Genomic DNA, 19,091 nt, shown 5'->3' with positions numbered 1-19,091 from the left:
TTGAGCGAGTAGGGACAAGTTACAAAATTATTTTTCAGCAATAACAAGCATCTCAAAATCGACCGTTGTTAATCTGTCATTTCTGGAAAATGCACCCAGCTTGGCACCATAAATATCTATCCTGCTGTAACCAAGAGATTTAAGTAACCAGGTAATTTCGCTCGGCACATAACACCTTTCATTACAGACAAGAGATTTCTTGTTTCCCAGGTCATCTTCAAATTCCGTTATGTTATGCTCTCGGAATGTCATCAAGTCAAAACTATTGCTTTTGCAGGTAGAATTTCCGGCTTCCGTTTTTGATTCATAGAATTGCTCTAGTGAATGATATAATGGGAACAATCCACTTAAAGTTGTGAATATAAGTTTAGCATTGGTCTTTAACGAGCGGGTGACATTTTTCAGGATTTCAAAGTTCATTTCATCAGTTTCCATGAGCGAAAATCCTCCTTCGCAAAGCATTATCGCTACATCAAATTCATTATTGAATGTCAAATTTCTGGCATCCTGCTGCTGAAAATCAATGATCAAATTTTCACTTTTTGTTTTATCCTTTGCCCTTTTAAGCTGGGATTCGGATAAATCAATTCCAGTAACAGAATATCCCCGCTTTGTCAGTTCAATTGTATGTCTTCCTGTACCACAGCCCACATCTAATATTTTTAAGGACTTATTAAATCCAAGTTCTTTTTCTATGAAATCGCACTCACCCATTGTCCCTTGTGTAAAATTCTCGGAATCATATTTTTGTCCGTAATTCTCGAACAGGGATTCGTACCATTGTTTTTGAGTCATATTATTTAATCCAAATCTGGGAACAGGGCACAGAAATAATACTTCTAGCTGTTATATTAAAGATTATAATAAACCTTGTGGAAGAATACAAGGTCATATTTATTTTTTAAAACCATGAAATATTTAGCTTTAGCAACGGATTTTGATGGAACCTTAGCAACGGATGGAATCGTCCAGGAGTCTACCTCAAAATCTTTAGAACTCTGGCGGGAGTCGGGAAGAAAGTTAATCTTAATTACTGGAAGACAATTGGATAACTTAATTGATCATGCTCCTATAATTCTTATGTTTGATTGGGTGATTGCAGAAAATGGGGCGGTTTTATATCAACCCTCGACTCAGGTAGAAAAAATATTAGCGGAGCGCCCTTCGGAAGCGTTTATAAGCTGCTTGCGCGATCGCATTTACCAAAAACAACAACAATCACAAAACTCAGGTATTCCAGAGGAATTTTCCCAAATTGTTCAAACCCAAGCCTTAGAAACATTAGGGGTTGGACGAGTGATTATTGCCACTTGGGAAGCCTATTTGGAAATCACAAAAAAAACTATTCAAGAGTTAGGAGTTAATCTTAAAATTATTGCTAATAAAGGAGCCGTGATGCTCCTACCCGAAGGGATTAATAAAGCGTCGGGGTTGAAGGCTCTTTCTGAATTCATAAACCTATCCCCAGACAAAATTGTAGGGGTTGGGGATGCGGAAAATGATTGTGATTTTTTAGAACAATGTGGTTATTCGGTAGCCGTTGCTAACGCTTTACCTGAAGTCAAAAAAAGGGTTAATTGGGTCACAAAAAATAGTCGGGGATCGGGGGTTGAAGAATTAATTGCTCACATTCTCAATTCAGATTACTAATAACTGATTATGAATCGTCGTAATTTTTTAACCGGGTTAACCTTAACCGGAATGGCTACTCAGTTTCCTATTTTTGCTCAATCTTCATCAGTTCAAAGGTTACTGAAACCTAACGCTTTAAAACCAGGAGATACGGTGGGGTTAGTAACTCCCGCCAGCCCGATTTTAAAAGAACATTTAAAGTGGATTCAACTGCAATTAGGACAACAGGAACTAGCGGTTAAAGTTGCCCCCCATGTTATGAGTGAATATGGCTATTTAGCCGGAACCGATCAACAACGGGCATCAGACATTAATCAAATGTTTGCTGACCCTAATATTAAGGGCATTATTGCTACGGGTGGCGGTTGGGGAAGCGGTCGAATTTTACCCTTATTAGATTATGATTTAATTCGTAAAAACCCTAAAATTTTTCTGGGTTATAGTGATATAACCGCCTTATTATTAGGATTACAAAGTCAAACCGGATTAGTTACGTTTCATGGATTATTAGGAACTTCCCTCTGGAATGCCTATTCGGTAAGTTGGCTGAAAAAAATCCTATTTGAAGGACAAGCCATAACCTTTCAAAATTCTGCCGATGTTCGGGTTGAAACTATTTATCCAGGTCAAGCCCAAGGGCGGTTAATCGGAGGAAATCTATCGGTTTTATCGGCTTTAGTCGGTTCTAAATATTTACCCAACTGGCAGAATACAATCCTATTTGTAGAAGATATTGGCGAGGATATTTACCGAGTTGATCGAATGTTAACCCATTTAAAATTAGCCGGAATTTTAGATCAAATTTCCGGGTTCATTTTTAGTCAATGTACCGCTTGCACTAAAGGGGAGGGAAATGAACCTTCTTTAACCTTATGGCAAGTATTAACCGATCTAATTCAACCGTTAGAAATTCCGGCTTGGTATGGTTCGATGATCGGTCATATTCGAGATCAGTTTACTATTCCTTTAGGAATAGAAGTAAAAATTGATACTGAACAAGGAACGATTATAATGCTAGAAAATGCTGTAATTTCACGATAATATAAAATCAAAAATGTATTAATTATTACACGTATTCGGCTAAAATTAAAATCGAGAATATTCCGTTGTCACTACAAATATAAAGTTATTGGATTTTCTGCCCTCGGCTTCGGTATTCCCTGTTCGCTTTTTGATCAGAATTTTCAACACTTTTGATCAAAAAACTACAAGTTTCTTAAACAGGCGTTAAACTTTCTCAATCATAGGATTGAGTTTTGTATCTTAAAATACCAGGTTTGTGGTAAAAATTTAATATATTTAAAATCTTTCAACAAAGTATAGAAAGTCTTTATAAAAATGGGCAGACATTTTGGGTTAAGTTGACTACACTTAAGCCAGACTGTAAACCGTAGAATTTAGTTAATTACAATTCTCGCAATTCTGCTTTTGCTAATCTATTCCTAAATCCTCTAATGAACCTCGCTACCAAGGAACCGAACTTTTATGATGTCCTCCCAATCTCAACAACAACAGACCTCCTTACCTAGTTCCGTTAATAGAGCGGAAATGACAAGAATGGCGGTGCAATGGGCGCAGAAATACTATGCTAAAGCTGCTGCTCATAGCCCTCGGACTTCCAATCATTTTTTCTTGGAAAATCATGAAGTTGATGTTACTGAGTTTGATGAGGATCGTTCTCGGACAGTTGCAGAGTTAACGAAAAATCTAAGCCTATTAGGAACACTGGCTTGGAATAAAGTAGGAACCCTTTTAGGGATTGAATGGAATCGTTATCCTGTAAATAAACTACGGTTAGAGGAAACAGACACGCTGATTCAAGATGTCTCTAATTTGTATCATCAAGCCTTGGAAGTTTTCGCTCAATATGAATACCCTTTTCGTCTATCCGTATCTCTGGGGAGAGAGGCAGTCAAACTGCGTCGAAAATATTCAGAAACTGAACCCTTAATGTTGGTTTTAGTCCAGTTGCAATTCCACTATATGGGCAGAATGTTGCTGGAGTGGATGTCGATGAAAGAAAGAACTGTTTTCTTTCTTTACTTCAAAACTTTAGAGGATTATTTATATTCTCCCCTAGGGGAAGTTAATGATTTAGCTGGAAAACATTTATCGGATTCTCCTGCTTTAATTGCTGTTCAACAATTACTCCCCATCTTCACAACTATTGCTAACCAAGTTTACCACAAAGTACATGACTTAAATCCTGGGTATTGCAGTGTTAGCGGGAACGTCAAAAATCATATCCTGCAATACTCTACTACCCGTGATATTGAGTTATTTGAAATTTACCTATGTTGGTGTGTCTTAGAGAATAGTTTACGTCCCATCCAACGAGAATTATTCCCCATGTGTGTGATTTTATATCCTCGGCTGCACATCAGTTGGAAATTAATTCAGGATATGTTAGATGCCATGTCAGAAGCATTGGAAAATCGGTTACTTCCTCAAAATTTTGCCGTCTTTTCTCCCTATCTTCACGTATTAGCGGAAATATTTTCTGATCAGGTTGTGCAAACTGTATAATCACAGAAACCCGGTTTTTTGAAGAATTAATTTTTGATTTAAACCTATAGACCATGGCGAAAAATCACAGAAACCGGGTTTTTTAAAAATCAAATTGTGATTTCAACCTATAGACCATGGCAAAAAACCCGGTTTCTTATTTACAGTTAAATTTTACGCTGGCCTAGTTCATACCAATGTTGAAATGCTAACCAAATTCCTGATAACAACCCAGCTAAACTTAACGTAATCCCACTATAGGGAACTAATAACCCAAATATAGGTAATATTCCCCCAGAAATTGTACAAATAATTGCTACCCAAGATCCTTGACGGTTTTTCCCTAATCCCCAAACTGCTAATAACAAGACCGGAGAAATAAGCATCCAAGCTAGTTTAGCATCAATCAAACGACTACCATAGGTTAGGGTTAATAAACAGGCAAAAAATAGTCCCGCGACAATGGCAACATCTCGAAAAGTTAGGGGTAAAGACAGATACAATAAAATTATCCACCATAAAAAGATCGCTGGAGCTAATAGTAATAATCGCGGGATAACACCTGTATTACGAATGGGGTCGGTGGCGGTAAATATGCCTAAAGGATTTCTCACGGAAATATTGCCTTCATAAATCCAAGAAAGTTGTCGATTTTCTTTACCTTCTTTTGTAACTGTTGGCACTGCCCCGGCAAATTCGGCATCGGGAAAATTAGCTAAAACATTTAAGCTAAAATTGGATAATAATTGATCACCCGGTTGATAAACCCAACGGGGAGCACCTTGAGCTTGATAGATAACTTTGAAATTTGTAGTTTCTCCCGGGGATAATTTAAAGGGAAATCCATAATCTCCAGGGTTGACTTGAACTAGGGGTTTTCCATTTTGTTCAACTTGGAAATCCTGTAATAATAAATAACCATAGGGTGGGGGAACTTCAAAGAAAAAATCCGAGACACCTTTGAGTTGATTTTTAACTTGATATTCTCCCGCAAAGTCAATACTATAAATCCATTGCTTGGTATCGGGACTCGTAGTTTGATTAATTTTAACCTGAATTTGTGATCCCGCTAAGGTCATCCAACGGGGTACAATGCGGGTACTTTTAACTTCAACGGTATTTCCATCAACATATCGATAATCGGTAAAAGCTTCTTCAATTTCATACCGAATTTTAGGCGCTGTTTGTTCTAAGCGTTCTCCCGCGACGGTGGTGGCAATTTGAGTAATGCGTTGTTGTTCCCAATTATGATAGCGATTAGCTAAGGTAGAACAGAAAAAAAATCCACTGGTAATTACCAGAACAATTAGAATTAAATGGGGTAAGGTTTGCATCCATTTAAGATATTGTTCTAAGGCGGTTTTAATAGTAGGAATAGAAATGGAATACCCTGGTCTTTTCACTGACCAATTAATTAGGGATAATATCACACCGATGGCGATTAAAAAAATAGCCAATTGAGTCAGGGTTTTAATTACTATTGACCCCAATTCTATTAATTCATTAGGATGGGTCAAATCAGGAATACTGGGAATACTGCCAAAAAAAATATCCATAGAATATTTAAAAATTAGTAGATTGGGTAAAAAGCCCGAGTAGTTCTTACCCATCCTACAAGCCTGATGATCCATTTTCCGAATCAAAATTAATCGATATTTAATAGGGTGTAACTGCCAAAAACTTTGAGGGTTTCGGTAAAGGTTTTTAATTCCGCTAGAGCTAATTGTACCGAGGGTTCATGACTATCGGCTTCCAAATCCATAAAAAACAAATAATCTCCCAAGGAGCGCTTACTAGGACGGGATTCAATCCGACTTAAATTAATCCCCCTATCGGCAAAAATTGCTAAAGGTTTTGCTAATGCTCCCGGAACATTTGCCGGAACACTAAAGCCTAAAGAAGTATATTTTCCCGATCCTGAAGGTTGCAGACTAACCACCCAAAATCGGGTACAATTATCGGGATAATCATTAATAGGATGGGCAAGAACAGGTAATTGATATAATTCTGCTGCTCTTAAAGAGGCGATCGCGGCTGAATGAGTTTCATCTCTAACGGATTGTAAGGCTTCTGTAGTTGAATTTTTAGCAATTAATGGCACATCAGAAAGATGTTTTTCTAACCATCCCTGACACTGAGCTAGGGCCTGGGGATGGGAATAAACTACTTGAATATTAGCAAAATTTTCTGCTTGAGAAATCAACGCATGGGCGATCGGAAGAATTAACGCCTGTTGAATTTGAAGACAGCCAATTTGCCATAATGTATCGAGGGTCATCGTAACACTGCCTTCAATGGAATTTTCAACAGGAACTACCCCAATATTGGCATCTCCTTTCGCCACTGTCCATAAAGTTTGACTAATACTTGAACAGGGGCATAACATGGTTTCTTCCCCGGTTTTTCGAGTGAGATATTGAGCATAGGCCAAGGCAGCGGCTTCTGCATAAGTCCCCGATGGGCCAAGATGGGCAATAGAAACAGTCATAATTTTAGTTCCGTAAAGAATAAATGGATAGCAAGGGACGTTACAATTATTTATATTATTCTCATCAACGTTACCCTTATGATCAAAAGACTCCCTATTTTTCAGGAAGTACAGGTCATTATTCTTGATCCTGACTCTTGATTGATGAAAATAGGTTGAAAAATTCTTAAATTTTATTAAGATAGATTGAAATTAGTAAATTTTTATAATTTTCCATGTATACCCACTTTCAAGCCTCCCAAACCGTTGAAATGGCCATACCAGAGCCAACTTTAATTCACCATTATCTGCGTCAACCGAAACGCTTGGTAAAGGCGTTAGTTGATCCCACTCGTTTAGATGCCTTAACAGAGGATATTTACCGCTTAAAAATGCGTCCTTTGCAGTTTATGATGTTTAGTTTACAACCAACGGTAGACTTGAAACTGTGGATACAGTCCGATGGTACTCTCAACTTAAAATCCGTCGGGTGTGAAATTCGCGGAATTGAATATATTAATCAACGGTTTGCACTAAATTTAGTCGGAAAATTATATCCGGTTGAATTGCAAGGAATTACCCATTTAAAAGGTCAAGCTGATTTACAAGTTAAAGTCGAACTTCCCCCGCCCTTATGGTTAACGCCCCAAGCGATTTTAGAAACAACAGGAAACGGATTATTAAAAAGTGTATTAATGACCGTTAAACACCGATTAGTTCATAATTTATTATCAGATTATGCCCATTGGTCTGCTGAACAATTAGGGGCTTTAGTTCCCCAACCGCAATCTATTATTCAGGTTTCAAATGCTGAATGTTAAGGATTAAATCGGAATTAAAATCACTGAAAATTCAGAACGGATTATTGAACATAATCGATTATTTAAAGAGTTAATTTAGACGTTTTTTGGGGAATTATTAGAGTTATTTTTTCCCAATCTAATTCCCCATTATGAATTAATCCAATTTATGGATACTTTCCCCACTTTTCTGGTTTCCTAGTTTTTACTTTCCCTGGAGTAATAAAAGAGGGATAGCTGTTCCCTCTTGCCTGCTATACTACTGTTTTTCGCAGAAATAAGATTAAGGCTTCACTAATTTCTTGGGGCCAATGTTCTTGGGGATAATGTCCAGCTTTTTCTAAGGTGACAATTTCAATATCAGATATCCCTTTGGCAAAGGTTTCTACATCGGCAAAATTCAACCAAGGATCAATTAATCCCCAAATAATTTGAGTTGGGCGATCCCAATTTTTGAACCCTGATTCTATTTCCGTCATCGCTTCTTTTAAGCGTAAATTTTTTAAGGTTGCTAAGAGCGATCGCCCCGCAGCAGAGGCTTTTAAAAACGGACTGCGATAAACTTCTAAAACTTTATCCTCAATCACATATTTACTGCCTCCTTCTAAAGTTCTATCCACTAATAATGGATCTTGAGTGATCATATCTCCCACAAAAGGTAACGCCATTTGTTGTAATTTCCAAGGGAGTTTAGCTGATGTGGAAATAGGGGTATTCAGAATAATTAGTTTTTCAATTTGTTCAGGATAACGCAGGGCATATTGTAATCCAACCGAACCTAAAAATCCTTGAACAACTAAATAAAATTTTTCTATTTTTAATTGTTCTAAAAATCCCCCTAACCCTTGAATAAAGGCATCGGGAGTATAGGCAAAATCCCGTTTATCCGGTTTTCCTGAATATCCAGAACCTATCCAGTCCGGTGCGATCGCTTTATATCCCTGTTTTTCTAATTCATCTAAAATCACTAACCAACTATAACTCTGAGACACTAATCCATGCAAAAATATCACCGGAATTTTATCATTTGTTTCGGGATTTGTTTCCCGATAAAACCAATCTAAAGACCCAACTTTAATCTCGTTTTTAGTAATTGACATAATATGGTAGGGAATAGGGAATAGGGAACAGGGAACAGGGAACAGGGAACAGGGAACAGGGGGAGAATGGGAGGCAGGGGGGGTAAACTCCTTCTATTAACCATTCGTAATTCGTAATTCGTAATTTACTATTCCCCATTTAAAAACAGTTGTAGAGACGCTAAAATTAACGTCTCTACAAGGGTTGAAATCATCAAAATGACTAAAAAGTTAGAAATTCATTTCAGCCGCTTGAACTTTCTCAATTTGTTTCTTCTTCATTACCAGCATGACTTGAGCTAACATCACCAAAGCGATAAAAGCAATTAAGCCAGTAACACGAGTAGAACTTTGCAGAACAATTTCAGTATCATGCTGACCAAAACCGCCCACGTTGGGGTTATCGGTTAACAGATCACCGACTGCAACGGTTTGACCTTCAGAAACAATTACAGAAGGGCCAAGGGGAATTTCATCGACAACGGTTTGACCGTCAGCCTTTTGAATGGTCACTTGAGCACCTGATTCTGCGTCCGTTGTTACCTGGGTAACGGTTCCAGCAGCAGAGGCTTTATAAACGGTATTATTGCTAGAGTTTCCGGCCGGATAGACTTGACCGCGACCTCGGTTTCCACCGACATGAATAGCAAATTTACCATAGTGAACGGATTTATCCGTTTCGGGGTTAGGAGACAAGACAGGGAAGATAATTTCTTGATGTTCTTCTCCGGGTAATGGCCCGACAATAACCACATTTTCTTGATCTTCCCGATAGGGTTGGAAGTACAGATCACCAATTTCTTCCTTCCATTCCTCAGGAATCCGATCTTCAGGAGCAATTTTAAAGCCTTCGGGCAGCATTAACACCGCACCGACGTTTAAACCACCTTTGCTACCATCGGCCGTGACTTGCTGAATATTGGTATCGTAGGGGATTTTAACAACCGCTTTAAAAACAGTATCTGGTAAAACCGAATGGGGAACTTCAATTTCCGTAGGTTTTGCCGCTAAGTGACAGTTGGCACAAACAATCCTTCCTGTCGCTTCTCGGGGAGTTAAGGGAGCCGTTTCTTGCGCCCAAAATGGATAAGCTGCCGCCGACTGGGGTAGGGCAAAATCACTGGTTAGGAAGAAAGCAACCGTTGCTACGGCAACCCAAAGGATTTTCCAAGCCCGCAAACGAGGCATTTTCACTAATTGATCAATTGGTTGCATTACTAATGTTCTATTTCTGGTCAAAGTCAACAGAATCAATGATCACAGAGTTCAGATTTCAGATCTTGATCTAAAATCCAAAATCCTAGAATTTAAAATTTATTAAGACCACCAGGGATTTTCACCCGAGCGGAAATCGGTTTCTGTCCAAGTTGTAAAGCTCAATTTGTCATCATTAACCGTGGCGTGAACCAAGGGTAAGGATAACGGTGCTGGCCCACGAACCACTTTGCCCTCGGCGTTATATTGAGAGCCGTGACAGGGACACATAAATTTATTTTCGCTGGCATTCCAAGGGACAACGCACCCTAAGTGGGTACAAACCGCATTGATTCCATATTCCGCTAAGGAAGAATCGGATTCAATCACCATATAGGTAGGGTCGCCTTTTAAACCTTGGGCTAAAACCCGGTCGCCGGGTTTATGGCTGGATAAAAATTCACTGACGATAACATCGTTACCCAGAGCATCTTTAGCCGTTACACCACCGCCAGCCGCACCACTAGAGGGGGGCAGAAAATATTTGATCACCGGATACAGCGCCCCGACAGCAACGCCTGTAACTGTACCGAAGGTCAGTAAATTCATGAATTGACGACGCCCCATACTCGGAGCATCGGAGGTTACTGAAATTTGAGTCATAACTGACGCAGCTTGTCTGTGTGATTGTTACTTAATACTGGGCAAAGAAGCCGTTCATCTACTGAATTTAGTGGAAAATCTGACTCACACGATGGAATAACGGCAAGCCCGATCTTCGTTCAATAAGCATTATCACATTATTTGCACCCATGTTTATCGGGTGTTGGCGGTTAGACTCAATCAAGTTAAAAAGCCGTCGGGGAAGGATGGGGATCTCAACCCAAATTTTGGGTAAATTCACCCATTCACGCTTTTATCCCATCGCCGAACGTCCCTGTTTTCCCAATTTAAAGAATACAAAATAACCCAAATAAAGGATATAAACAGCTAAACCGACTAAAGCGAAAAAGCCTAAAAATTGAGGGGTTAAATTAGGACTAAAAGTTTGTTTATATAACCAAGGAGGATCGAGCCAGATCCGACAACTGGCATCGGCGATTAACTCTTTTTGACCTTTAGAAAAAGCACAATGTAGAAAAGGAATTAAAGCGATCGCACCCAAAAGATTATAAATCGTCACCGCCCAACGCCAAGACGTAAAGAGTAACTTCAAACCCGAATTAGGCATTTCTGAAACTTCCTCATTCAGATCTACCCAAAACCACAGGGAAATCGGAATTAAAATCTGTGCCATCAGCAAGGTCAGAAAACTAATGGGCAGAGCAGCAATCATTAAATATAAGCTAATGATCAACAAACTTGCCACGCGCCAATAAGTTGCCATTAACCGTTGAATCGCTTCCGCTCTCTGAATAAAAGCCGCCACAAAGATGACAAAGGGAATAATCAGTGCAAACAGAATCGCCAGTCTATAGTCCGTCCAGACCAACGATTGTAACCCAGGAGATTCGACGGCGAGTAAACAATTGAACATCCTAAATGATCAAATCCAATAAATAAAAATTAAGCAACTGGGTTAACCCAAGTTAACTCTCAGTTGCCGATAATTAACAAAGACTAGAAGACCCCAAAAACAACGGATTAGTCTTCATAAAGCCGACATTCTGCCGCATCAGGGTTATCGCTGCAATAGACTTCAAAAGAGCTTTTGGGTTTTTCTTGTTTTTGGTGTGAAGCTTCAGCTTGTAATTCTTCCACCGCATCCCAAGCCGCTGCACATTCCTTAGAATTTGCACCAGTGACATCACAGACTGTACGGGCTTCGTCTAGTTCTTTCTCGATCAGTTCGTTGATATTGTTCATAAACTTTTACTTTAATCTAAATCTACTAAGTACAGGTTCCAATCCTACTGTAGAACATTTAGTAAGAATTACTCACTTTGTTCTTGTGGCAAGGATGAGGTTCGCTGTACCCATAACTTTTTTGCTACACTTCCCACTTAGCTCGGTTTTCGCCCAAGGGTTTTGTGATGCAAAGACCATCTACTTCTAGCACAGATCTGACAGAAATTCAACGAACCCTGCCCTATCCGTTAAGATGTGGGGCTTAGGGGCGATCAAGCTCAGGAGCAGGGTTAATGCCCTGAAGCAAAACTTCCCTGGCTTTAAACACTTGAGTTAACTCCAGATAGCAACATTCACAAAACATTGCATCTGCTGTATTCCTACACAATCTGCTATCTTAACACAAGAGAGGTGACTATTGAGGGAGGGCGAAGATGGCGGAATCGACAACCAAACCCATGCGCTGGGTCAATGCTTTATCTCAACGTCCTTCCTTAGAGGCGGCGGTGAAAGAAGTTGTAGAAATCGCTCAAGATGGCTTACGAGCTTCTCCAGACCTAGGCTTAGTCTTTATTTCCTCTGCCTTTAGCAGTGAATATTCGCGACTGATGCCCTTGCTCCAAGAACAGTTGCACCTTCCCACCCTGATCGGTTGTGGGGCCGGCGGTGTGATTGGCATGAATTCCGATTACCAGGCTGAGGAAATCGAGGCAGAACCGGCCATAAGTCTCACCTTAGCCCATTTACCCGATGTGGAAATTCACCCGTTTCATTTATCCGCCGACGATTTGCCGGATTTGGATAGTTCTCCAGATCAGTGGGTGGATCTAATTGGAGTCAAACCCGAAGATCAGCCTCAATTTATTGTCCTCGTTGATCCCTACTTCGGTCAAATTAATGATTTTTTGCAAGGCCTAGATTATGCCTACCCGGGTTCGGTAAAAGTGGGAGGACTGGCCAGCACGGGGGCCATGGGAGGGGGGACAGGGGTATTTTCCGGTTCCCAGCGACACTCGGAAGAAATTGTAGGCCTGGCTTTGTGCGGCAATATTTTGATTGAAACCATTGTTGCCCAGGGTTGTCGTCCCATTGGTAATCCCTACCGCGTTACCCAAGCTGAACGCAATATTGTCTTGGAAGTGGAAACTCCATCGGAAGATTCCTCACTCGAAACCACTTCTTCGGTTTCCGTGCGCCTATCCCCCTTAGAAGCATTACAAGATTTAGTCCGGCAGTTAAGCGAAGAAGATCGACAACTGGCTCAACATTCGTTATTTGTTGGGGTCGTGCGGGATGAATTTAAACAGACACTGGAACCGGGGGATTTTTTAATTCGGAATTTAATTGGGGTTGATCCGCGGGCTGGAGCCGTGGCCATTGGCGATCGCGTTCGTCCCGGACAACGAATTCAATTTCACCTCAGAGATTCTCGCACTTCCGCAGAAGATTTAGAACTATTAATCGAACGTTATCAACGACAGGCCTCTTCTTTTCCCCAAGGGCTAACAAATGCCGGAGCATTGATGTTTTCCTGTTTAGGACGAGGAGAAGGGCTTTATGGGGAACCTAACTTTGATTCCACACTGTTCCGACGGTATTTTAATCTTCCCTTGAGTGGCTTTTTCTGCAATGGTGAAATTGGCCCGGTGGGAAATTCCACGTTTTTACATGGTTATACCTCGGTTTTTGGGATTTGTAGGCAAAGAAATTATTAGTCTTAATTCAATCTTGGTAAAAACTAAGTATTTGAAGTTTATGCAGGAAAACTTACCACCGCTTTCGGTTTTGACAAAATTATTTAAAGTCGGCATTGATCGGGCAGATATTATGTTAGAAACGATCTCCCGATCGCCGATCAAGTTAAAGTTACTGTCTGTAGATTTATTCTCCCCCCAACAGTTACCCATGCAGTTAGAAAAACAGGTGGGTGCGAGGGATTTAAAGGCAGTAGAAATGGTCTTTTCCGGGCAGTTTCAAGGAAATACTCAATTAGTCTTTCCTAAACAAACTGCGAGTATATTAATTGATTTGATTGAAAGTGAAGATCGACGAAAATTAGATAAAGGGGCTTTTGAGAAAGCCATTTTTAGTGAAGTGGGAAATATTTTCTATAATGGTATGATGGGAGTAATTAGTACCCTCTGCGAATATGGGATCACCTATATGATTCCTAAGTATAAAGAAGGAGATTTGAGAAGTCTATTATTAGGAAATTTATCTCCTAAGTATTCCGTTGCTTTAATCGGAACAATTGAAATTTTCCGAGATAGAAATTTAGTTTTCTGGTTTCAATTTGATACCCTAGAAAAACTTTTGGAAAAAAGCAATGATTTGGAGGATTATTTTGATCTTTAATTGTAGGGAACAGGGAATTACGAATTACGAATTACGAATTACGAATTACGAATTACGAATTACGAATTACGAATTACGAATTACGAATTACGAATGGGTAATACTTCGACTTCGCCCAGTAACAGGGTAATGGGTAAGAAAAGAGTTTACCCTGGGGGTTTGGGTTTTAGACTCCTTTGAATCCTGTTTTTATTTCTTGTTCTAAAAGATTAGATTGAGCTTGAGGGGGCTTTTTGATTAAGGCAATTTGGGTTAAAATAATTCCCAAAATAATAACAATTCCGCCAATATATTGAGCATTTGTTGGGGTTTCTCCTAATATAAAGTAAGCAGCCAAAATTCCTGCTAATGGGCTAAAAGAACTTATTAAAGAAACATCTGAAGCTGTCGTATTTTTAATTCCCTGAAACCAACAGATTTGACCTCCTACGACAATTATAATTCCATAAACTAACATCCATTGCCATAAAAAAGGAGAAAAAACATCCATAAAATGTTGTGATCCAAATATGTGCATAGCGACTATAAAAAAAATAGTTGTTCCCGTAAGTGTACGAAAAATCGTAAAAATTCCTAAAGGGATTTTTTGCAGTTTAATTTTACTAATAATACTAGAAAAAGCCAAGGCGATCGCGCCTCCCAGAATCATTAATTCAGGAATACCGATCATTAAACTGCTTCCCATTTCTATCATTTCAGATTCAGGAGGTTGAAGTATAATCGTTAAAGCTACTCCCACAAAGGAAATTATTGCACCCAGAATTACTCCGAAATTGACTTTTTCCTTGAGAATAAAAATTGACAAAGCTAACGCTAAAGCGGGTTCAATTCTCCCAATTAAAACCACATTATTAACGGTGGTTTGTTCCAAGGCTGAAAAAATTAAAGCTGGGGCGATCGCACTGGATAAAATAGCAACCGTTAACAGACCCAACCAATCAGATCCTGAAAGTTTTTTGATGTTGTTAACCGTCCATTGTCTCCCATAAATCAGTAATAAAGCGAATAAAGCACAAACATTTCCCACAAATAAAACATTACAAAAAGCAATAGGATTTCTCCCATTAATTAAATGTTGTCCACCGATATCCGTCAGTTTGCTAATAATTGCATTAGAAGCAGCAAAAATAATAATAGCGAGGGCTAAATAACCCCGACCCGTGATTAAATTTCTATTCATCTTCCTAATAATGGGGGATCTAGGACTGGGGATAAATAAAGGTATACAGGGTTTTATTACCAAGGAAAGTCAATGCTTAAGATAACACTAACTCAGCAAAATTATCAATTTGATCCGTTGCACTAAATCTTTCAAAGTAACGACGAACAGATGGTGGAAATACTTCAAAATTGAATTGAGCATCACCATTGGCAATATCCGCCCAAAAATAACGCAGATGGGGAACTAATTTTTCCGCTTCTTGAGGAGTTAATTTTAACGGGGGATTGGTTAACAGTTTCATCATAAAAGGAAAAGAGTGTTCCCCCATCCATTCCCTTGATTTTACGGGTAAATCTGGCCAATCTTCAACGGCGGTAATCCGATGAGATTCTATTTTTAAAACCGGTTTTCCCTGAGCATTTGTATTAACAGAAATCACGCGATAGGGATGGGGATAACTGACTAATGATCCCGTAGTAATATCATAAATTCCTTGCCATTGGGCAATATCTTGAACGTGCAAATGTCCGGTAAAGACTAGCTGCACCCCCGCCTGTTTTAATATCTGTAAAAAACGAGGAGCGTTTTCTAACATATATCTTTTTCCCAAAGGATTGGTCGCCTGTCCGGGTAAATGTTCAATCACATTATGATGAATCATTACAAAAATCAATTTATTTTTTATTTGGGATAATACCCCTTCTAACCACTCTAACTGTTGTTCTTCTAAACAGCCTATTTGATTGCCATGAACATCAAAATGATGGGAGTTTAACCCAATTAATTGTAACCCGGGTAAAATTTCCTGGGTGTAATCTAAACCCTGATGGTTTTCATAGCCAAAATCTCGATAATATTGGGGAAATTCTTTAAAACCTATAACATTTTTCTGGCTTTCTAATACGGGCAGATCATGATTTCCAGGAATCACATAAACTGGATAGGGAAGTTGGCTTAATCGTTGACTTAACCATTGATGATTTTCCCGTTCTCCATGTTGAGTTAAGTCGCCAGGTAAGAGCAGAAAATCTAAATCTAATTGCCCTAAATGGTCTAATGCTAATTCTAAAGCCGGGATACTCACTTCAACTAAATGGAAGCGGTGGGGATGATCCCATATTGTTTCAGGTAGGGCAATATGCAAATCACTGACAATGGCAAATTTAAAACTTAAGTTCATAAATAAATCAGCAAAAGGGCAAACAAAAAATTATGACTCGACGCAATAATTGACAAAATTGGGGTACAATGAAGCGTCCATCATTTTAATAAATAGGATGAACTTTGATCTATTTACTAAAAGAATATAGCGAAATTAATCTCGTTTTTTAAATAAGATTAATAATTTTAACATTACTTCATTATCCTCTCCTGAAACGGTCGGATGTTTTTATTTTCACAGATAAAATTTAATCGGCTAAAAAAGGCGGGTGTTTGTACTTTTTAATACAGAAGCAACGGATTTTTAGGGATATATAATCCGTATATGTACTCATTTCTTAATATAACTCTAACAAAACTTGCAATTCTTTAAGAAATGTAATACAATAGTTAAATAATTGTTAAGGATTTTCAGCAGTATTATCGATGCACAAAGACTATTACGGCTTGTTAATCTCCACCCTCAGTCTTCGCCATCGCTGGAAATGGCAAATTATTCTCCCCTATGGCGAATATTTGACCTCCGAGGAAGACTATGCCTCGGCAGAAGAAGCACTCCAGGAAGGAAAATCTTGGTTAGAACGCAAGTCAGCGTTTAATGCGATTAATAGCTGTCTGGCTCAGTTTTATAGTGCAGGGGTACTCAATCCTTCGGAATACAGCAGTCTGATGGATTCTGTGCGGGGAATCACCGAACGCTGTTCATCCGATTAAATCGGTTTGAATTGATCAATCCAACCTGTCCGAAAATCACCGATTTGATTGGCTTGCCAAATTTGACCGCTATTAACGTCTAAACCTGTTAACCAACCCTGTCCATAAACCCAAGTATCAATACAAATGGCATAGCCTAAATTAACAGGTTCACCACTGGTTTGACGGGTATGACCACAAACCATAGTTTTTCCTGAAATATGGGGTTTCACATAGTGAAATTTTGCCCCAAATAATTGTTCTGGGGATTGTTGATTTAAGGGAAGATGGCGGTCAACATTCCCGTGAACAAAAAAATGGTGTTCTGTCTCCCAATAGTTCACACACAGGTTTTCCATAAATTCCCAATGGTGGGCGGGAATGGTTTCTAACTTAGGTTTTTTTCCGATAGTCGGATAGGAAGCCAAGGTTTGCTCACCTCCCCATTTAAACCAAGCCTCAAACTGTTCAGGAGAGTTCCGCGCTTCTAACATCAGAATTTCGTGGTTTCCCCGCAAGGCGACTAACTGTCCGGTTTTGTGCAGGGTAATTAATCTTTCTAATACCCCATTAGAATCTGGCCCTCGATCCACATAGTCCCCTAGGGTAATGATTAAATCATCGGTTTGAGGCTTAATCATAAATAGGAGAGTATCCCAAGCCATAGAGCAGCCATGAATATCACCAATGGCAAGAATTCGCATAGTTACTTATGGACAATAACGGGGGTTCCCACCGATGCCCACTCAAATAACCATTTGGCATGATCAACCGCCACATTCGTGCAACCATGGGAAACGGGTGTGCCAAATAAATTATGCCAGTAGGCTCCATGAATGGCCATGCCGCCGTCGTAGTACATTGTGTAGGGAACATCGGGGACATCATAATCCGGGCCAGTCATGCGGGTAGTTTCATATTTGGTATAGACTTTAAAGACTCCGGTGCGGGTGGGAGTGTCCGCTTTTCCAGTAGAAACAATCACTGCATACACGGGCTGATTTCCTTCCCAAGCGATTAACCTTTGTCGAGATAAATCTATTAAAATCCAACGTTCAGAAGATTGCTGCAATTCTATCATATTGCGTGCAATCAGGTTGTGTTGTTCATTGGCGATCGCCCTGTTTTCAGGAGAAAATCCGGTAATTAAGGTTAACACCGTCGCGCTGGCTATTATTCCCAAAAAACTTAATTTTGTTCGAGGAAAACGGGTTGGTTTAACCAGATCAAACCTAAAACCAGAGAGGGATTTAATTAAGGGGTTAAGAGTTTTCATATCTACTCCTTGGGTTTGAGTTAAATAGGGCTTAGGTAATTCATGAATTAACCTTACCATTGATACGAATAACGGGTAAGTTCTGTTCAGATTAAAGGCTAGGATTGTGATTACGGGGCATCGGTAAAAGCGAGGGTTAGTAGATGTATTAATCAGCTTGAATTCTAGGATATCTTAGATTATATTCTGTTCTTGCCTATTTCTTCACACCTTCAAGCAGAAATTTCGGATAACTGTTGCAGAAGGGTTTGGGTTTTTTGAGCGATCGCTACCCAATTTTGTTCTACAATTAAATCAGGGGGAAATAAATCTCCGGCGAGTCCCACCGCGATCGCTCCGGCTTGAATAAAGGCAACGGCATTGTTTAAATTCACCCCTCCCGTGGGAATCAAGGGGATATCTCCCAGGGGCCCTTTAATACTCCTAATATAATCTACACCCCCAACCGATGAAATCGGAAACACCTTAACACAACTAGCCCCGGCTTGCCAAGCGGTGATGATTTCTGTGGGGGATAATGCCCCCGGAATTATGGGAATTTCCGCTTTGTTTGCCACCTGAATCATCGCCGGGTTAGTATGGGGAGAAAATAGGAATTGAGCACCCGATCCGATCGCTTTTTGTACATCTTCAATTGTAAATAATGTTCCAGTACCGATCAAACATCCCGGCAATTCAGATCGTAATTCTGCAATTAATTCCGGGGCTTGATCACTATTCCAGGTAATTTCAATTAACCCCATGCCCCCGGCGGCCGTCGCCTGTGCCATTTGTTTTCCCAGTTGCTTTTGACTAGAGCGAATCACGGCGATCGCTCGATATTTTTTTAACCAAGATAACCAGAGTTCGGAATTCACTTTATTGATGATAATATTCTTAAAATTGATTAATATTATCACATTTTTATGGCTTTTTCTCT

At 39.5% G+C, this 19,091-nt stretch carries 20 protein-coding genes; 7 read left to right on the top strand and 13 right to left on the bottom strand.

The window, feature by feature from the left end:
- Positions 1–27: 27 nt before the first annotated feature.
- Positions 28–795 carry a class I SAM-dependent methyltransferase gene (locus PL9631_RS12595; RefSeq protein WP_083620768.1) on the bottom strand — a complete coding sequence of 256 codons (768 nt, stop codon included), beginning with the start codon at positions 793–795 and terminating at the stop codon, positions 28–30.
- Between the two features lie 114 nt (positions 796–909).
- Here PL9631_RS12595 and PL9631_RS12590 point away from each other — a divergent pair, with 114 nt between their 5' ends.
- The 3 genes from PL9631_RS12590 to PL9631_RS12580 all read left to right on the top strand — a co-directional run bounded on the left by PL9631_RS12590 (position 910) and on the right by PL9631_RS12580 (position 4,158).
- A complete protein-coding gene (locus PL9631_RS12590) occupies positions 910–1,650 on the top strand; it encodes an HAD family hydrolase (protein WP_083620767.1) in 741 nt (246 codons plus the stop codon).
- Between the two features lie 9 nt (positions 1,651–1,659).
- On the top strand, positions 1,660–2,673 hold the full coding sequence (locus PL9631_RS12585; RefSeq protein WP_197046358.1) for a S66 peptidase family protein: 1,014 nt from the start codon (positions 1,660–1,662) through the stop codon (positions 2,671–2,673).
- A 444-nt stretch (positions 2,674–3,117) separates the two neighbouring features.
- A complete protein-coding gene (locus PL9631_RS12580) occupies positions 3,118–4,158 on the top strand; it encodes a hypothetical protein (RefSeq protein ID WP_156090555.1) in 1,041 nt (346 codons plus the stop codon).
- Positions 4,159–4,304: 146 nt separating this feature from the next.
- On the opposite strand, the gene PL9631_RS12575 is transcribed toward PL9631_RS12580, so the two are convergent.
- A complete protein-coding gene (locus PL9631_RS12575) occupies positions 4,305–5,693 on the bottom strand; it encodes a hypothetical protein (RefSeq protein ID WP_083620916.1) in 1,389 nt (462 codons plus the stop codon).
- Between the two features lie 89 nt (positions 5,694–5,782).
- Entirely contained in the window at positions 5,783–6,625 is an 843-nt protein-coding gene (pheA, locus tag PL9631_RS12570) for a prephenate dehydratase (protein ID WP_083620762.1), read from the bottom strand.
- Positions 6,626–6,840: 215 nt separating this feature from the next.
- On the opposite strand from pheA, the gene PL9631_RS12565 reads away from it, so the two are divergent.
- Positions 6,841–7,425 carry a DUF1997 domain-containing protein gene (locus PL9631_RS12565; RefSeq protein WP_083620761.1) on the top strand — a complete coding sequence of 195 codons (585 nt, stop codon included), beginning with the start codon at positions 6,841–6,843 and terminating at the stop codon, positions 7,423–7,425.
- Between the two features lie 233 nt (positions 7,426–7,658).
- On the opposite strand, the gene PL9631_RS12560 is transcribed toward PL9631_RS12565, so the two are convergent.
- The 5 genes from PL9631_RS12560 to PL9631_RS12540 all read right to left on the bottom strand — a co-directional run bounded on the left by PL9631_RS12560 (position 7,659) and on the right by PL9631_RS12540 (position 11,543).
- Positions 7,659–8,504, bottom strand: coding sequence for an alpha/beta fold hydrolase (locus PL9631_RS12560; RefSeq protein ID WP_083620759.1), 846 nt, complete (start codon positions 8,502–8,504; stop codon positions 7,659–7,661).
- A gap of 210 nt (positions 8,505–8,714) precedes the next feature.
- Complete coding sequence (gene petA, locus PL9631_RS12555; RefSeq protein WP_407947583.1) at positions 8,715–9,671, bottom strand: cytochrome f; 957 nt, start codon at positions 9,669–9,671, stop codon at positions 8,715–8,717.
- Positions 9,672–9,800: 129 nt separating this feature from the next.
- Positions 9,801–10,340 carry a cytochrome b6-f complex iron-sulfur subunit gene (petC, locus tag PL9631_RS12550; protein WP_083620756.1) on the bottom strand — a complete coding sequence of 180 codons (540 nt, stop codon included), beginning with the start codon at positions 10,338–10,340 and terminating at the stop codon, positions 9,801–9,803.
- 253 nt (positions 10,341–10,593) lie between these two features.
- Positions 10,594–11,214 (bottom strand): DUF3177 family protein, encoded by a 621-nt coding sequence (locus tag PL9631_RS12545; protein WP_083620755.1) that lies wholly within the window; start codon positions 11,212–11,214, stop codon positions 10,594–10,596.
- Between the two features lie 107 nt (positions 11,215–11,321).
- Complete coding sequence (locus tag PL9631_RS12540) at positions 11,322–11,543, bottom strand: Calvin cycle protein CP12 (protein WP_083620753.1); 222 nt, start codon at positions 11,541–11,543, stop codon at positions 11,322–11,324.
- A 440-nt stretch (positions 11,544–11,983) separates the two neighbouring features.
- Between PL9631_RS12540 and PL9631_RS12535 the strand changes: the two genes are divergently transcribed.
- Together PL9631_RS12535 and PL9631_RS12530 are read left to right on the top strand one after the other, a co-directional pair.
- Entirely contained in the window at positions 11,984–13,240 is a 1,257-nt protein-coding gene (locus PL9631_RS12535; protein WP_083620914.1) for an FIST signal transduction protein, read from the top strand.
- A 40-nt stretch (positions 13,241–13,280) separates the two neighbouring features.
- Positions 13,281–13,880: a hypothetical protein gene (locus PL9631_RS12530; protein WP_156090553.1), complete on the top strand. Its 600-nt coding sequence runs from the start codon at positions 13,281–13,283 to the stop codon at positions 13,878–13,880.
- A 166-nt stretch (positions 13,881–14,046) separates the two neighbouring features.
- On the opposite strand, the gene PL9631_RS12525 is transcribed toward PL9631_RS12530, so the two are convergent.
- Positions 14,047–15,060 carry a DMT family transporter gene (locus PL9631_RS12525; protein WP_083620750.1) on the bottom strand — a complete coding sequence of 338 codons (1,014 nt, stop codon included), beginning with the start codon at positions 15,058–15,060 and terminating at the stop codon, positions 14,047–14,049.
- Between the two features lie 76 nt (positions 15,061–15,136).
- Entirely contained in the window at positions 15,137–16,222 is a 1,086-nt protein-coding gene (locus PL9631_RS12520) for a metallophosphoesterase family protein (RefSeq protein ID WP_083620748.1), read from the bottom strand.
- Between the two features lie 407 nt (positions 16,223–16,629).
- Between PL9631_RS12520 and PL9631_RS12515 the strand changes: the two genes are divergently transcribed.
- On the top strand, positions 16,630–16,917 hold the full coding sequence (locus PL9631_RS12515; protein ID WP_083620746.1) for a hypothetical protein: 288 nt from the start codon (positions 16,630–16,632) through the stop codon (positions 16,915–16,917).
- Here the strand turns inward: PL9631_RS12515 and PL9631_RS12510 are convergent.
- The 3 genes from PL9631_RS12510 to PL9631_RS12500 form a co-directional block, all read right to left on the bottom strand.
- Complete coding sequence (locus tag PL9631_RS12510) at positions 16,914–17,600, bottom strand: metallophosphoesterase family protein (RefSeq protein ID WP_083620744.1); 687 nt, start codon at positions 17,598–17,600, stop codon at positions 16,914–16,916. The two genes, PL9631_RS12515 and PL9631_RS12510, sit on opposite strands and share 4 nt — an antisense overlap.
- A gap of 2 nt (positions 17,601–17,602) precedes the next feature.
- Positions 17,603–18,172, bottom strand: a complete 570-nt coding sequence (locus PL9631_RS12505) for a L,D-transpeptidase (protein WP_083620913.1) — start codon at positions 18,170–18,172, stop codon at positions 17,603–17,605.
- A gap of 212 nt (positions 18,173–18,384) precedes the next feature.
- The gene (locus PL9631_RS12500; RefSeq protein WP_083620912.1) at positions 18,385–19,029 is read right to left on the bottom strand and encodes a bifunctional 4-hydroxy-2-oxoglutarate aldolase/2-dehydro-3-deoxy-phosphogluconate aldolase; all 645 of its coding nucleotides are present in this window, start codon (positions 19,027–19,029) and stop codon (positions 18,385–18,387) included.
- Positions 19,030–19,091 lie beyond the last annotated feature (62 nt).

This window comes from Planktothrix paucivesiculata PCC 9631 (genome assembly GCF_900009265.2).
Taxonomy (GTDB): Bacteria; Cyanobacteriota; Cyanobacteriia; order Cyanobacteriales; family Microcoleaceae; genus Planktothrix; species Planktothrix paucivesiculata.
This window is presented reverse-complemented; position numbering and strand designations above follow the sequence as displayed.

Excerpts from the sequence above, each read along its gene's own strand:
- PL9631_RS12505 (WP_083620913.1), bottom strand. The coding sequence starts at position 18,172 with ATGAAAACTCTTAACCCCTTAATTAAATCCCTCTCTGGTTTTAGGTTT.
- PL9631_RS12530 (WP_156090553.1), top strand. The coding sequence starts at position 13,281 with ATGCAGGAAAACTTACCACCGCTTTCGGTTTTGACAAAATTATTTAAA.
- PL9631_RS12545 (WP_083620755.1), bottom strand. The coding sequence starts at position 11,214 with ATGTTCAATTGTTTACTCGCCGTCGAATCTCCTGGGTTACAATCGTTG.
- petA (WP_407947583.1), bottom strand. The coding sequence starts at position 9,671 with ATGCCTCGTTTGCGGGCTTGGAAAATCCTTTGGGTTGCCGTAGCAACG.
- PL9631_RS12520 (WP_083620748.1), bottom strand. The coding sequence starts at position 16,222 with ATGAACTTAAGTTTTAAATTTGCCATTGTCAGTGATTTGCATATTGCC.
- PL9631_RS12575 (WP_083620916.1), bottom strand. The coding sequence starts at position 5,693 with ATGGATATTTTTTTTGGCAGTATTCCCAGTATTCCTGATTTGACCCAT.
- PL9631_RS12590 (WP_083620767.1), top strand. The coding sequence starts at position 910 with ATGAAATATTTAGCTTTAGCAACGGATTTTGATGGAACCTTAGCAACG.
- PL9631_RS12540 (WP_083620753.1), bottom strand. The coding sequence starts at position 11,543 with ATGAACAATATCAACGAACTGATCGAGAAAGAACTAGACGAAGCCCGT.
- PL9631_RS12560 (WP_083620759.1), bottom strand. The coding sequence starts at position 8,504 with ATGTCAATTACTAAAAACGAGATTAAAGTTGGGTCTTTAGATTGGTTT.
- PL9631_RS12510 (WP_083620744.1), bottom strand. The coding sequence starts at position 17,600 with ATGCGAATTCTTGCCATTGGTGATATTCATGGCTGCTCTATGGCTTGG.
- PL9631_RS12585 (WP_197046358.1), top strand. The coding sequence starts at position 1,660 with ATGAATCGTCGTAATTTTTTAACCGGGTTAACCTTAACCGGAATGGCT.
- PL9631_RS12595 (WP_083620768.1), bottom strand. The coding sequence starts at position 795 with ATGACTCAAAAACAATGGTACGAATCCCTGTTCGAGAATTACGGACAA.
- PL9631_RS12525 (WP_083620750.1), bottom strand. The coding sequence starts at position 15,060 with ATGAATAGAAATTTAATCACGGGTCGGGGTTATTTAGCCCTCGCTATT.
- pheA (WP_083620762.1), bottom strand. The coding sequence starts at position 6,625 with ATGACTGTTTCTATTGCCCATCTTGGCCCATCGGGGACTTATGCAGAA.
- PL9631_RS12565 (WP_083620761.1), top strand. The coding sequence starts at position 6,841 with ATGTATACCCACTTTCAAGCCTCCCAAACCGTTGAAATGGCCATACCA.
- PL9631_RS12535 (WP_083620914.1), top strand. The coding sequence starts at position 11,984 with ATGCGCTGGGTCAATGCTTTATCTCAACGTCCTTCCTTAGAGGCGGCG.
- PL9631_RS12515 (WP_083620746.1), top strand. The coding sequence starts at position 16,630 with ATGCACAAAGACTATTACGGCTTGTTAATCTCCACCCTCAGTCTTCGC.
- PL9631_RS12580 (WP_156090555.1), top strand. The coding sequence starts at position 3,118 with ATGATGTCCTCCCAATCTCAACAACAACAGACCTCCTTACCTAGTTCC.
- petC (WP_083620756.1), bottom strand. The coding sequence starts at position 10,340 with ATGACTCAAATTTCAGTAACCTCCGATGCTCCGAGTATGGGGCGTCGT.